9 protein-coding genes and 1 pseudogene are annotated in these 13,522 nt (G+C 64.7%); 3 read left to right on the forward strand and 7 right to left on the reverse strand.

All coding sequences use genetic code 11. The features are described 5' to 3' along the window. The first annotated feature begins 154 nt into the window (after positions 1 to 154). Positions 155 to 976 (forward strand): HAD-IIA family hydrolase, encoded by an 822-nt coding sequence (locus tag BLU88_RS15840; protein WP_092016059.1) that lies wholly within the window; start codon positions 155 to 157, stop codon positions 974 to 976. Positions 977 to 995: 19 nt separating this feature from the next. On the opposite strand, the gene cls is transcribed toward BLU88_RS15840, so the two are convergent. The 4 genes and pseudogenes from cls to BLU88_RS15860 all read right to left on the reverse strand — a co-directional run bounded on the left by cls (position 996) and on the right by BLU88_RS15860 (position 7,509). Continuing rightward, positions 996 to 2,468 (reverse strand): cardiolipin synthase, encoded by a 1,473-nt coding sequence (cls, locus tag BLU88_RS15845; protein ID WP_092016062.1) that lies wholly within the window; start codon positions 2,466 to 2,468, stop codon positions 996 to 998. 191 nt (positions 2,469 to 2,659) lie between these two features. Then, positions 2,660 to 3,832, reverse strand: a complete 1,173-nt coding sequence (locus tag BLU88_RS15850) for an acyl-CoA dehydrogenase family protein (protein ID WP_092016065.1) — start codon at positions 3,830 to 3,832, stop codon at positions 2,660 to 2,662. Between the two features lie 40 nt (positions 3,833 to 3,872). Next, positions 3,873 to 5,888 (reverse strand): acetyl-CoA carboxylase biotin carboxylase subunit, encoded by a 2,016-nt coding sequence (locus tag BLU88_RS15855; protein WP_092016068.1) that lies wholly within the window; start codon positions 5,886 to 5,888, stop codon positions 3,873 to 3,875. Positions 5,889 to 5,896: 8 nt separating this feature from the next. Then, a pseudogene (locus tag BLU88_RS15860) lies at positions 5,897 to 7,509 on the reverse strand (carboxyl transferase domain-containing protein). Between the two features lie 134 nt (positions 7,510 to 7,643). On the opposite strand from BLU88_RS15860, the gene BLU88_RS15865 reads away from it, so the two are divergent. Beyond that, a complete protein-coding gene (locus BLU88_RS15865; RefSeq protein ID WP_092016070.1) occupies positions 7,644 to 8,276 on the forward strand; it encodes a TetR/AcrR family transcriptional regulator in 633 nt (210 codons plus the stop codon). 60 nt (positions 8,277 to 8,336) lie between these two features. On the opposite strand, the gene BLU88_RS15870 is transcribed toward BLU88_RS15865, so the two are convergent. From BLU88_RS15870 to BLU88_RS15880, 3 genes are all read right to left on the reverse strand, one after another. Next, a complete protein-coding gene (locus BLU88_RS15870) occupies positions 8,337 to 9,257 on the reverse strand; it encodes an NADP-dependent oxidoreductase (protein WP_092016072.1) in 921 nt (306 codons plus the stop codon). A 137-nt stretch (positions 9,258 to 9,394) separates the two neighbouring features. Further along, positions 9,395 to 11,572 (reverse strand): 3-hydroxyacyl-CoA dehydrogenase NAD-binding domain-containing protein, encoded by a 2,178-nt coding sequence (locus BLU88_RS15875; RefSeq protein ID WP_092016075.1) that lies wholly within the window; start codon positions 11,570 to 11,572, stop codon positions 9,395 to 9,397. 1 nt (position 11,573) lies between these two features. Then, positions 11,574 to 12,782, reverse strand: a complete 1,209-nt coding sequence (locus BLU88_RS15880) for an acetyl-CoA C-acetyltransferase (RefSeq protein WP_092016078.1) — start codon at positions 12,780 to 12,782, stop codon at positions 11,574 to 11,576. 285 nt (positions 12,783 to 13,067) lie between these two features. Here BLU88_RS15880 and BLU88_RS15885 point away from each other — a divergent pair, with 285 nt between their 5' ends. After that, positions 13,068 to 13,472, forward strand: a complete 405-nt coding sequence (locus tag BLU88_RS15885; protein ID WP_092016081.1) for a hypothetical protein — start codon at positions 13,068 to 13,070, stop codon at positions 13,470 to 13,472. Positions 13,473 to 13,522: the final 50 nt, after the last annotated feature.

Below are 13,522 nucleotides of genomic sequence, written 5' to 3' on the forward strand. Positions count from 1 at the left end.
GCATCCCCTTAATTAAGTGATTACTACAATCCCACTTCTGAGGTGCTCCGTCAACTGGTACGGCATCATCGGATCGGAATTCTCAACACACTTGCTCCCAACCCGACTAGGCTGGAAGCAGCCACTTCGGCCCACCCCGAGCTCGAGGAGAGACATGGATCGCGATTCGATCGACTGCTGGCTGACCGATATGGACGGCGTCCTGGTCAAGGAGAACAGTCCTCTGCCGGGGGCCGCAGAGCTGCTCGCCCAGTGGCGTCAGGCAGACATCCCCTACCTGGTGCTGACGAACAACTCCATCTACACCGCTCGTGACCTCTCTGCTCGGCTGCGCTCGAACGGACTCGATGTCCCCGAGTCGAACATCTGGACCTCGGCGATGGCCACCGCGGACTTCCTGTCCAATCAGGTCGAGCACGGCACGGCCTATGTCGTCGGCGAGGCGGGGCTGACCACCGCGATCCACGAGGCCGGGTTCGTCATGACCGAGCACGATCCGGACTTCGTGGTCGTCGGTGAGACACATTCCTATTCGTTCGAGGCGATCACGAAGGCGATCCGCCTCATCGATGCCGGCTCCCGCTTCATCGTCACGAACCCGGATGCCACCGGCCCGAGCCCCGAGGGTGTCCTGCCGGCCACCGGCGCCATCGCCGCACTCATCTCGAAGGCGACGAACCGCGAGCCCTATGTCGTGGGCAAACCGAACCCGATGATGTTCCGCTCGGCCCTGAACCGGATCGGCGCACACTCGATGAGCACCGCGATGATCGGCGACCGCATGGACACCGACATCATCGCCGGAATGGAAGCAGGCATGCACACGGTCCTCGTGCTGTCGGGAATCTCCACCGCCGAGGATGTCCGCCGTTTCCCGTTCCGCCCCAACGAGATCGTCAACGGAGTCCACGAGCTGCTCGAAGTACCGCTGGAGAACCGCGGCGAACTCGGCCCCGACCCCACCGGCTCCGCCTGAGGCACACACCGCTTCGCCCTCACTGCAGCGAAGATGTCAGGCGCATGACGGACTCCATGTAGCGACGGGGCCATGGCCGCTTCTCCCATTCCTCCAGGGTGAGTTCGCGGCTGACGTCCTGGTAGTCGGCGACGACGTCGATAATGTCATCGACCAAGTCCCCGCCGGTGGTCAGCAGGCTGATCTCGTAGTTGAGGCCGAAGGAGCGCATGTCCATATTCGATGAACCCATCACGGCATAGAGGTCGTCGACAATGAAGCACTTCGTGTGCAGGACAGCGGGCTTCGGGTACAGGAAGATCCGCACCCCGGCTTCGAGCAGCGACCGGTAGTAGGACGACTGCGCCCGGTCGACCATATACTGGTCGGCCTGTTCACTGACGTAGAGCTCGACATCGACTCCGCGCCGAGCCGCGGTCTCCACTGCGGCCAGCAGCGACTCGTCCGGCACGAAGTAGGGGCTGACGATGGCCAGTCGCTTCTGCGCCAGGTACATCATCGAGGTGAAGACCTTGAGGTTCGGCGAAGTCGTATACCCGGGCCCGGAGGGAACCAGCTGCATCGCACTCGTCGCCCCACCGACCTCGGGCTCATTGCCGTCGCGTTCGTAGGGGCGGATGCCCAGTGCCTGCCCCGATTCGGAGTACCAGTCAGTGGAGAAAGCCGCTTCGATTCCGGCGACGATGGGTCCAGAGAGTTCGACCATGATGTCATGCCAGTTCCGGCCGATCTGTGAGTTCTTCCTGTTGAGGTAGCTCGAATCGATCATGTTCTGCGAACCCATCATCGCTCGTCTGCCATCGATGACGAGCAGCTTGCGATGGTTGCGCAGGTCGATGCGACGGGCTTTGCCTCGCCACGGAATGAACGGCAGCATCAGTCGCCAGTCGATTCCCGCGGCGCTCAGCCGCTTGCCCAGCCGATGGAATCCCGGGTATTTCCGCGACCCGATATGGTCGAAGAGGACTCGGACTTCGACTCCGCGCTCCGCCGCCCGTTCCAAGGCCCTGAAGAAGACATCCGTCGTCGAATCCCACGCCATGATGTAGATTTCGACGTGAACATAATCGGAGGCGTCGTCGACGAGCTCGGCCATCCGTTCGATCGAGGCTTCGTAGTCCGATATCACCCCATGGCTGTCACCGGTGACCATCGGCAGCGCGGTCAGTGCGCGTCCCAGCTGAGCGACCGATACGAATTCCGGCGCGGCGACCAGCGACGGCGGCACGTCCGGCAGGTCATCGGCACCTTCATGCATGAGTTCGTTGGCTTCGGCCTGGATCCGGGCGCGTCGCTGATTGATATAGGGGCTGCCGAGCAGCAGAAACGCGGGAATGCCGACGATCGGCACGAACAGGATGAGCAGCAGCCACGCCGATGACGATGACGGGCGACGGTTCTCCGGCACCACACCGACCGCGATGATCTTCACGATGTATTCGATGACGATCCAGGTCGTCGTCGCCACCGATGCCACCATGCTGAGGTCCATCTGCTCCCACTTCCCTTCGGCCGCTGTCTCACCTCACGGTGATATCGCTCCAGAATATCGCCCGCCGAGGCGGCCCTGCACGTCCGTACGAAGTTGCGGCGGCCGCCTCGGCGGGCGGTGATGGCGGATGAGTTCGGGCAGGTGACCGGCCGAGAGTCGCCGCCTGAGCGTGAGTCAGAGGGTGAACCGGATCAGAGCCCGAGTTCGCGAGCGATGAGCATGAGCTGGACCTCGGTGGTGCCCTCGCCGACCTCGAGGATCTTCGAATCGCGGTAGTGGCGAGCGACAAGGTATTCATTCATGAACCCGTACCCGCCGTGGATCTGGGTGGCGTCACGCGCGTTGTCCATCGCGGCTTCACCGGCGATCATCTTCGCGATCGCGGCTTCTTTCTTGAAAGGCAGTCCGGCGAGCATCCGTGAGGCGGCGAGGTAGTACGCCGAGCGCGCGGCGACGACCCGAGCTTCCATGCGGGCGATCTTGAAGGAGATGCCCTGGAAGTCGGCGATCGGTTTGCCGAAGGCCCGACGTTCCTTCGCGTACTTCACGGATTCGTCGACGCAGCCCTGAGCGGCGCCCACGGACAGGGCGCCCACGGCGATGCGGCCTTCGTCGAGGATGCGCAGGAAGTTCGCGTATCCGCGGCCGCGCTCGCCGAGGAGGTTCTCTTCGGGCACCTGCACATTGTCGAAGGTCAGCGGGTGTGTATCCGAGGAGTTCCAGCCGACCTTGTCATAGGCCGGTTCGGCGGTGAAGCCGGGGGTGCCGCTGGGAATCATGATCGTCGAGATCTCGGGAACCTCGCGGCCGGACTTCGAGGTCCGGGTCCCGGTCACGGCGGTGGCGGTAACGAGTCGGGTAATGTCGGTGCCCGAGTTCGTGATGAAGCACTTGCCGCCGTTGATCGTCCACGTGCCGTTTTCCAGCGTGGCCTTGGTCCGGGTACCTCCGGCATCGGATCCGGCTTCGGGTTCGGTCAGGCCGAAGGCGGCTAGGCCCGAGGCGTCGGTGAGCTTCGGCAGCCATTCCTTCTTCTGTTCCTCGGTGCCGAAGCGATAGATCGGCATCGCACCGAGCGAGACCCCGGCCTCCAGCGTGATGGCCAGGGACTGGTTGACTCTGGCGAGTTCCTCGATGGCCAGGCACAGGGCGAAGTAGTCGCCGCCCATTCCGCCGTACTCTTCGTCGAAGGGCAGACCGAACAGGCCCATTTCGCCCATCTTCGCAACGAGATCGTAGGGGAACTCGTGCTTGGCATCGAGTTCGGCCGAGACGGGCGCGACCTCTTCGTCGGCGAACTTCGCGACACCCTGGCGCAGGTCTTCATATTCTTCAGGCAGCATGCCCGGAACAAAGGTTTCCATGGTTTCCTCCCCGCTTGTGGCGTGGTTGTGGTGTGAGTGGCTAGTCGGCGGCTTCTGCGCTGGCTTCTTCGTCCACGACGGTGGCGAGCACCTCATCGAGTCCGACCTGAGCGCCCTCGACGACTGCGACGGTGACGATTCCGGCAGCGGGCGCGGTGAGCACGTGTTCCATCTTCATCGCCTCGACGACGACGAGAGGGTCCCCCTGCTCCACTGCATCCCCGGTCTCGACCTTGATGTCGACGACGGAACCGGGCATCGGGGCGAGCACCTCCGCGCCTTCGAGTCCCGGAGTCAGAGACGCGTCGGCCAGGGGGCGAGTGAAGACGTGGATGCCTTCGTGTGTGCTCACCCAGATGCTGCGGTCACCGGCGTCGGAGAAGATCCGGGCGCTGTGCTGGACTCCGTCGAGGGTGACGTGCCACAGTCCGTCGGCGTCGATGTCGACGGCTCCCGCTCGGTTCTCGACCTCGTTCGTCTGTCCGCCGACGGCCAGGGTGACTGTGGGACGGAAGTCCGGACGCGAGGTGCGCCAGGCACTCGGTCCGGCCCACGCCGAGGCGGTCGACCGATTCGCTGGGAGCTCAGCAGCCGCGACCGGCCCGGTCAGGCTTGTGCCTGCCGCGCCCCCGGTGACCGTGACGGCTGCCGCCGCCAGCTGCGCGTGCAGCTCACTGGCGGGGTGCGCCAGCTGCTCATCATCGAGGTTGTCGATGATCGAGGTGTCGAGATCACCGGACACGACTTCGGGCAGGGCCAGCAGGGTCCGCAGGAAGTCGATGTTCGTCACGATTCCCGGCACCGCCGAGGCGGCGAGCGCGGAGTCGAGGCGGGCGATCGCCTGGGCACGGTCATCGGCACTGACGATGAGCTTCGCGATCATCGGGTCGTAGTCCGAGGCGATGGTCTGCCCTGCTTCGAGTCCGGCGTCGACACGGATGCCCTCCCCCTCGGGGAAGACGACGTCGAGGGCCCGACCGCCGGTGGGCAGGAATCCGCGCGAGGGATCCTCGGCGTAGATGCGAGCCTCGATCGAATGCCCGGTCATCGTGATGTCGTCCTGGGTCAGCGGCAGCGGTGCACCGGTGCCGACGAGCAGCTGGAGTTCGACGAGGTCGACTCCGGTGACCTCCTCGGTGACGGGGTGCTCGACCTGCAGGCGGGTGTTCATCTCCATGAAGAAGAACTCGTCCGGACGGTCGGCGCCGACGATGAATTCGACGGTGCCGGCTCCGACATAGCCGACCGACTTCGCGGTCTCGCAGGCCGCTTGACCGATGCGAACGCGGGTCGCCTCGTCGAGCAGTGCCGACGGGGCCTCCTCGATGACCTTCTGGTGGCGACGCTGCAGGGAGCATTCGCGTTCGCCGAGGTGGATGACGTTACCGTGCGAGTCGGCCATGATCTGGACCTCGATATGACGCGGGGTCGCGACGAGGCGTTCGAGGAACAGGGTGTCGTCGCCGAACGAGCTCGCGGCTTCACGACGGGCGGTCTTCAGCGCCTCGGCGAACTTGTCGGCTTCGAAGACAGCGTGCATGCCCTTGCCTCCGCCGCCGGCTGAGGGCTTGATGAGCACGGGGAAGCCGATATCTGTCGCGGCCTCGATGAGGGCTTCGTCGCTCATGGCTGCGTCCTTCGTGCCGGGCACGAGCGGGACTCCGCGGGAGGACACTGCCTGCTTCGCGGTGATCTTGTCGCCCATCGTCCGGATCGCGTCTGCTCCCGGGCCGAGGAAGACGATTCCGGCATCGACACAGGCGGCGGAGAATTCGGCGTTCTCCGACAGGAACCCGTAGCCGGGGTGTATGGCCTCGGCGCCGGTCGCCTGTGCTGCGGCGATGACCTTGTCGATGCGCAGGTAGGACTCGGATGCGGCGGCCGGACCCAGGTGGACTGCGGTGTCTGCGGCCCTGACATGGGCCGCGTGGGCATCGGCATCGGAGTAGACGGCGACGGTGCGGATGCCCAGTCGGCGGCAGGTGCGGATGACGCGCAGGGCGATCTCGCCGCGGTTGGCGATGAGGACGGTTGTGAACAAGGTGGAAGTCGTCATGGAGGGGCTCACATTCTGAAGACGCCGTAGCCGCTGGCATTCAGCGGGCGTTCCATCGGTCCGAAGCGGGCGAGTTCGAGGGCCAGGGAGAGCACCTGGCGGGTGTCTGCGGGTTCGATGATGCCGTCATCCCACAGCCGCGCCGTCGAGTAGTACGGGTTGCCCTGAGCTTCGTACTGGTCGCGGATGGGCTGTTTGAACTCATCTTCAGCTTCAGCGCTCCAGTCTTCGCCTCGAGCCTCGAGCTGATCGCGCCTGACGGTGGAGAGCACGCTGGCGGCCTGCTCACCGCCCATCACGGAGATGCGGGCATTGGGCCACATCCACAAAAACCGCGGGGAGTACGCGCGGCCGCACATCGAGTAGTTTCCGGCACCGAAGGAGCCCCGATGACGACGGTGAACTTCGGGACGCGCGCGGTGGCGACGGCGTTGACCATCTTCGCTCCATGTTTGGCGATGCCGCCGGCTTCGTAGTCACGGCCGACCATGAAGCCGGATATGTTCTGCAGGAAAACCAGTGGCACGTTGCGCTGGTCGCAGAGCTCGATGAAATGGGCGCCCTTCTGCGCGGATTCGCCGAAGAGGATGCCGTTGTTGGCGACGATTCCAACGGGGTGTCCGTCGAGGTGAGCGAATCCGGTGACGAGGCTCGTGCCGTATTCGGCCTTGAACTCGTGGAACTCGGAACCGTCGACGAGGCGGGCGATGACCTCGCGGACGTCGTAAGGGGTACGCGAATCGACGGGTACGACGGAGGTCAGCTCGTCCGGAGAATATGCGGGCGGACGGGACTCGATGACCTCCCAGTTCGGAGTGTTCTTCGGTCCGAGTGTGGAGACGATGTCGCGCATGATCTCCAGTGCGTGGGGGTCATTGGCGGCGAGGTGGTCGGTGACGCCGGAGACGCGGGAATGCAGCGCTCCGCCGCCGAGCTCTTCGGCGGTGACTTCTTCTCCTGTCGCGGCTTTGACCAGGGGTGGTCCGCCGAGGAAGATCGTGCCCTGTTCGGAGACGATGATCGATTCATCGGCCATGGCCGGGACATAGGCGCCGCCGGCAGTGCACGAGCCGAGGACGGCTGCCAGCTGCGGAATTCCTGCCGCGGAGAGCGTGGCCTGGTTGTAGAAGATCCGCCCGAAGTGCTCACGGTCGGGGAACACGTCGTCCTGATTCGGCAGGTTCGCGCCGCCGGAGTCGACGAGGTAGATGCACGGGAGATTGTTCTCTTTTGCGACTTCCTGAGCCCGCAGGTGCTTCTTCACGGTCACCGGGTAGTAGGTGCCGCCCTTGACGGTGGCGTCATTGGCCACGATCACGCATTCGCGACCATTGACTCGACCGATGCCGGTGATGATTCCGGCTCCGGGGCTGGCGTCGTCGTACATGCCGTTGGCGGCCAGCGGGGAGAGTTCGAGGAAGGGAGTTCCGGGGTCGAGGAGATGCTCGACACGGTCACGGGGCAGAAGCTTTCCGCGGTCGACATGGCGCTGCCTCGACTTCTCGGACCCGCCGCGGGACGTCGCCGCGATACGTTCCCGGAGTTCAGCGATGAGTTCGGCGTGGGCGTCGGCGTTGACCTGCCCCGTTGCCGGACTGACCGCAGTTCCCACTGCTCTCATTCCATCCTCATTTCAGTTAATAACTCTTAACTGACTGCTATGATACTGCTCACAGGCAAAACTGACAACGCATGAGTTCGACCGCACCGAGAGGTTCCGCGGCAGCGGGAATGGGACTCAGGGAGGGAAGCCGCATGTCGAGTCCGGACGCGGCCAAACCGACGGCGCGCGCAGCCGCGAAGGCAGCCAGACGCGAGCAGCTGCTCGCGGTCGCGAAGACGCTCTATGCTCGGCACGGCTTCCACGGAGTGCGCCTCGATGACCTGGGCAAAGGTGCGGGAATCTCGGCGCCGGCGGTCTATCGGCACTTCTCGTCGAAGGAGGCCGTTCTCGAAGAACTCCTCGTCGGCATCTCCGCCTATCTTCAGTCCGGGGGCGAGGAGATCGTCTCCGCCGCCTGGGACACCGCCTCGGGGATCTCCCCCGCCGAGGCGGCCCGGACCCTTCGTCGTCTCATCGACTTCCATGTCGACTTCGCCATGGGCGAGCCCGAGCTCATCCGCATCCAGGATCGTGACCTCGAGGCGCTGCCGGACGAATCGCGACGAACCGTACGCCGTCTGCAGCGGGCCTATGTCAGCAGGTGGGCAGAGGTCGTCGAAGCTGCCCATCCGACGTGGACGCTGGAGACGGCCACGGTGCGCGTGCACGCGGCGTTCGGAATGATGAATTCGACCCCGCACCAGGCTCGCCGCTCCAGCGCCGAGGTGGTCGGGGTCGAATTGCGCGCCGCAGCGGCCGCGGCGCTGGGGCTCGACTCAACCTGACCGGATCGGCCAAGCCCCGCCTCGGCAATCTTTCGATTACAGCGGACCGTCGTCCGATGATCAGGGGACGATGACGAGTTTGCCGCGCACGTGGCCGGTGGCGCTGTCCCTGAAGGCTTGCGGCACGTCGTCGAGGCCAAAGGTGCCGGCGACGTCGACGGTGAGTTTGCCCTCGTCGACGAGGAGGCCGAGCCTGGCAGTCTCGGAGCCGTCGGGGCGCACCCAGACGTAGCGTCCGTCGTGTTCGGCGACGCTGGGATCGGCCACGGAGGCGTGCGACCCGTCCTCGGCGAGCACTGCCAGGGTGTCGTCGCGCACTCCGCCGACGAAGTCCGCGACTGCGTCGACCTTCCCGCCAGCGGCCTCGCGGACACGCTCGACCAGACCATCGCCGTAGGTCACGGGTTCGGCGCCGAGCCCACGCAGGTACTCGTGGTTGGCCTCAGAGGCAGTGCCGATGACTCGGGCGCCGGCGGCTCGGGCAATCTGCACGGCGAAGCTGCCGACTCCCCCGGATGCCCCGTGGATGAGCACGGTCCTGCCTTCCAAGTCGCCGAGGGATTCGAGGGTGCGCAGAGCGGTGCCGCCGGCCAATGGCAGACCGCCTGCCTGTTCCCAGCTGAGGCTCTTCGGCTTCGGAGCTACCGCATGGACCGGGACTGCGACCTTCTCGGCGAAGGTTCCGCCGCCCAGTACATCCTTGCGGGCATAGGCGACGACCTCATCGCCGATGGAGAATTCCGGGGTGTCGAAGCCGAGTCCGACGACAACACCCGCGACATCCCAGCCCGGGATGACGGGGAACTGCGTGGGCATGATCGGGTCGAGGTGACCGCCGACGAGCTTCCAGTCGACCGGGTTGACTCCGGCGGCCCTGACCTCGATGAGCACGGAGGCCGGCGGCACCTTGGGGTCGGGCAGCTCCCGGACCGTGATGTCGTCGAAGTTCTCGGTGTAGGCGTCGTAGACGGCGGCGCGCATAGCAATGGCCTTCCGGTAGATGTCAGTGACACTGTGTTTCTCAGTGTGACTGGACAACACCGGAAGGCCATGTGGCTATTCCAGGTGCCGGGCCTGCCTCGGCGATGGTCGAGGCAGGGGCCTAGCCGGCCTGCGAATTACTCGTAGGTCTCCCCGGTCTTCGCACGCTCGACCAGCGAGGCCGGCGGGGTGAAGTGCTCGCCGTATTTCGCGGCCAGATCATTCGCCCGATCGACGAAACCTGCCAGTCCGCCTTCGTACTGGTTGACGTACTGGAGGACGCCGCCGGTCCAGGCGGGGAATCCGATGCCGAATATCGAACCGATGTTCGCATCCGGCACCGAGGTGAGCACCCCCTCGTCGAGGCACTTGATCGTCTCGATCGCCTCGGCGAAGAGCATCCGTTCCTGCAGATCGGCGAAGGGCTGATCATTCGACCCGGACTCGTACTTCTCACGCACACCCTGCCACAGAGTGGTGCGCTTGCCGTTCTCGTCGTAGTCGTAGAAGCCGGCGCCGTCCTTGCGGCCGGTCCGCCCCTGCTCGACCATCCAGTCGAAGACCGCTTCCGAGGGGTGGGTGACCCAGGTGCCGCCTGCGGCCTCGACGGCGTCGCGAGTCTCCTTATTGATCTTCTGCGACAGGGTCAGCGTCAGTTCGTCGAGCAGCTGCAGGGCGCCGGTGGGGTATCCGGCCTGCAGTGCTGCCTGTTCCACGCTGGCCGGCTCCACGCCTTCACCGACGGCGGCGACCGCCTCGGCGATGAAGGTTCCGATGACCCGGGAGGTGAAGAATCCGCGCGAGTCGTTGACGACGATCGGGGTCTTCCGGATCTGCTGCACGAGGTCGAAAGTGCGGGCGAGGACCTCGTCGGAGGTGTTCTCACCACAGATGATCTCGACCAACGGCATCTTGTCGGCCGGTGAGAAGAAGTGGACGCCGATGAAGTCCTTGTCGCGGGTGACCCCCTTGGCCAGGTCCGTGATCGGCAGAGTCGAGGTGTTCGAACCGAGGACCGCATCGGGTTCGACGATGTCCTGGATCTCCTGGAACACCTTCTGCTTGAGGTCGACGGATTCGAAGACCGCCTCGATGACGAAGTCGACTCCGGCGAAGTCCTCGGCCGAGGCGCTCGGGGTGATCCGATCGAGAACGGCCTGCGATTTCGCCTCGGTGGTCTTGCCCTTGGCCACGGCCGATTCCTCACGCTTGGCGGCGTAGGCCTTGCCCTTCTCCGCATTGGCGAGCTCGACGTCCTTGAGCACGACGTCGATGCCGGATTTCGCGGCGCTGTAGGCGATCGCGGCGCCCATCATTCCGGCACCGATCACGCCGAGCTTCTTCACCAGGCGCGGTTCGAAGCCCTCGGGGCGCGAGCCGCCGGAGTTGATGTGGCCGAGGTCGAAGAAGAACGCTTTGATCATGTTCTTCGCCACCGGAGTATGAGTGACATTGACGAAGTAGCGGGATTCGACCGTCAGCGCGGTGTCGATGTCGACCAGTGCACCTTCGACTGCAGCGGCGACCACGGCTCGGGGAGCCGGCATCGGTGCACCTTTGCCCTGCTTGCGCAGCAGGGACGGCAGTGCGGGAAGCATGGCGCCGATCTTCGGCGAGGACGGCGAGCCCCCGGGGATCTTGAAGCCCTTGACGTCCCACGGCTGCACAGCCTCAGGGTTGGCCTTGATCCAGGCCTTGGCCTTGGACTCGAGTTCGGCCGCAGGAGCGAGTTCGTCGATGAGGCCGAGCGCCTGGGCATCGGCGGCCTTGAACTTCGTCGACGGAAGTATGGCCTTCTGCAGAGCAGTCTGGATGCCGAGAATGCGCACCGACCGGGCGACTCCACCCCCTCCGGGCAGCAGGCCGAGGGAGACTTCGGGGAAGCCGAAGCGGGCGCTGGGATTGTCATCGGCGGCGATCCGGTGATGAGCGGCCAGGGCGAGCTCGAGTCCGCCGCCGAGCGCCGCACCTCCGAGCGCGGCGACGACCGGCTTGCCGAAGGTCTCGAGGCGGCGCAGCACCTTCTTGAGGTGTTCGACCGCTTCGAACTCCTCTGCCGCATTGGACGGGTCCGCCTCGCGCAGCTTGTTGAGGTTGCCCCCGGCGAAGAAGGTCTTCTTCGGGGAGGTGAGGACGACACCGGTGATGTCATCGACGTTGGCTTCCAGCCATTCCACGGTCGCCTCGAGGGCCTCCGAGAAATAGTCGTTCATGGTGTTGACCTTGGCGCCGGGCTCGTCGATGACGACGGTGACGATGCCATCGGCGTCGGTTGTGCGCTGGTAGTCGGCAGCAGTGGTTTCAGTGTTCGTCATGTCAGACCCTTTCGATGATCGTCGCGATGCCCATGCCTGCGCCGATGCACAGGGTGACGAGTCCACGCTTGAGGTCGCGGCGCTCGAGTTCGTCGAGGACAGTGCCCAGAATCATGGCGCCGGTGGCTCCCAGCGGGTGACCCATGGCGATGGCTCCGCCGTTGACGTTGACCTTCTCATGAGGGATGTCGAGATCCTTCATCCACTTGAGCACGACGGCGGCGAATGCCTCATTGAGTTCGAACAGATCGATGTCATCGACTGTCAGTCCCGCTTTGTCGAGGGCCTTCTGCGTCGCCGGGGTCGGACCGGTGAGCATGATGGTGGGTTCGGACCCGGTGACTGCGGTGGAGACGATCCGGGCGCGGGGCTTCATCCCCATCTTCTGACCGACTTCCTCGTCGCCGAGGATGACCAGCGAAGCTCCGTCGACGATTCCGGAGGAGTTCGCGGCGGTGTGGACGTGGTCGATGGCTTCGATCCAGTGGTACTTCTGCAGAGCCACCTCGTCGAATCCGGTCTGAGCGGCGAGCTTGGCGAAAGCCGGGGGCAGCTGCGAAAGCGATTCGACGGTCGAGCCGGGACGCATGTGCTCGTCACGGTCGAGCACGGTGATGCCGTTGATGTCCTTGACCGGGATGATCGAGTTCTCGAAGAGGCTGTTCTCCCAGGCCGCGGCGGCCCGCTTCTGCGATTCGGCGGCGAAGGCGTCCACGTCTGTGCGAGTGAAGCCCTCTGTGGTGGCGATGAGGTCGGCACCGATTCCCTGCGGGACGAAGTAGGTGTCGTAGTTCGTTGTCGGGTCCTGCGCCCACGCTCCGCCGTCGGATCCCAACGGCACACGTGACATCGACTCGACGCCTCCGGCGAGAACGAGGTTCTCAAATCCGGAGCCGACCTTCTGGGCGGCGAGGTTGACGGCTTCGAGCCCAGAGGCGCAGAACCGGTTGACCTGGACGCCGGCGACGGACTCGTCGAGTCCTGCGACGATGGCGGCGACGCGGGCGATATCCGACCCCTGCTCGCCGACCGGCGATACGACGCCGAGCACGATGTCGTCGATGGCCTTGTCGTCGAGATCGGGGTTGCGCTCGCGGAGGGCGTCGATGAGCCCGGTCACGAGATCGATGGGTTTGACGCTGTGCAACGCGCCGCCGCGGTTCTTGCCGCGTGGGGTGCGCACCGCGTCGTAGATGAACGCTTCGCTCATGAATTCCTCACAGACTGGATGGAAGATCGACCCTGAGATCTGATCGATCGTTCAGTAACATTCGCACGTCCCATTGTGCCCCGGTTTCGGGTGACGAGCAACACTCGCTGATCTCGCTCGGAGCATGGTGCGACCGCCGATCGGAGAGGCGCGGATTGAGACGACAGTCTCCTCCGATCTCTCGAACTGATAACAGTTCTCCGGCCGAGTCGTTTCGGCGGCTCCGGAATACAGCAGGTGTGGTTAAGATGGCTCGACTCATCATTTCTGACCCCCTGGAGAATCATGTCCTTGACCACCCCTGCCCGCACGAAGATGGGCTCGAAGCTGATGGCGCTGACCCTTGCGGCCGGCCTGCTCGCCGGCCCCATCGCCGTCGACGCGGCACCCGCCGAAGCTGCGACGAAGAAATGCGCAGTGAAGATGTCGAACTCGAAGCCCCGCCAGTACTCGAACACCTGGGTCAACGTCTCGAAGGTCGGGTCGAAGGCCAAGGTTGAGACCATCGCTCACTACAAGACAACGAAGACGAAGAAGAAGGCCACCGCATCGAAGAAGGGCAGGGCCTCTCTGAAGTACTACATCTCAGGGGCGACACCGGGCAAGAAGGTTTCCGTGACCGTCACCGCAAAGAAGGGCAAGACAACGTGGAAGTGCTCGACGTCGTTCAAGCCGGTGAAGAAGCGCTGAGCGTCTGAGGGTCTCGCGTCCTCGGCGCAGACTCGACCACGAAAAAGCCC

The sequence above is a fragment of the Brevibacterium siliguriense genome, assembly GCF_900105315.1.
Classification (GTDB): Bacteria; Actinomycetota; Actinomycetes; order Actinomycetales; family Brevibacteriaceae; genus Brevibacterium; species Brevibacterium siliguriense.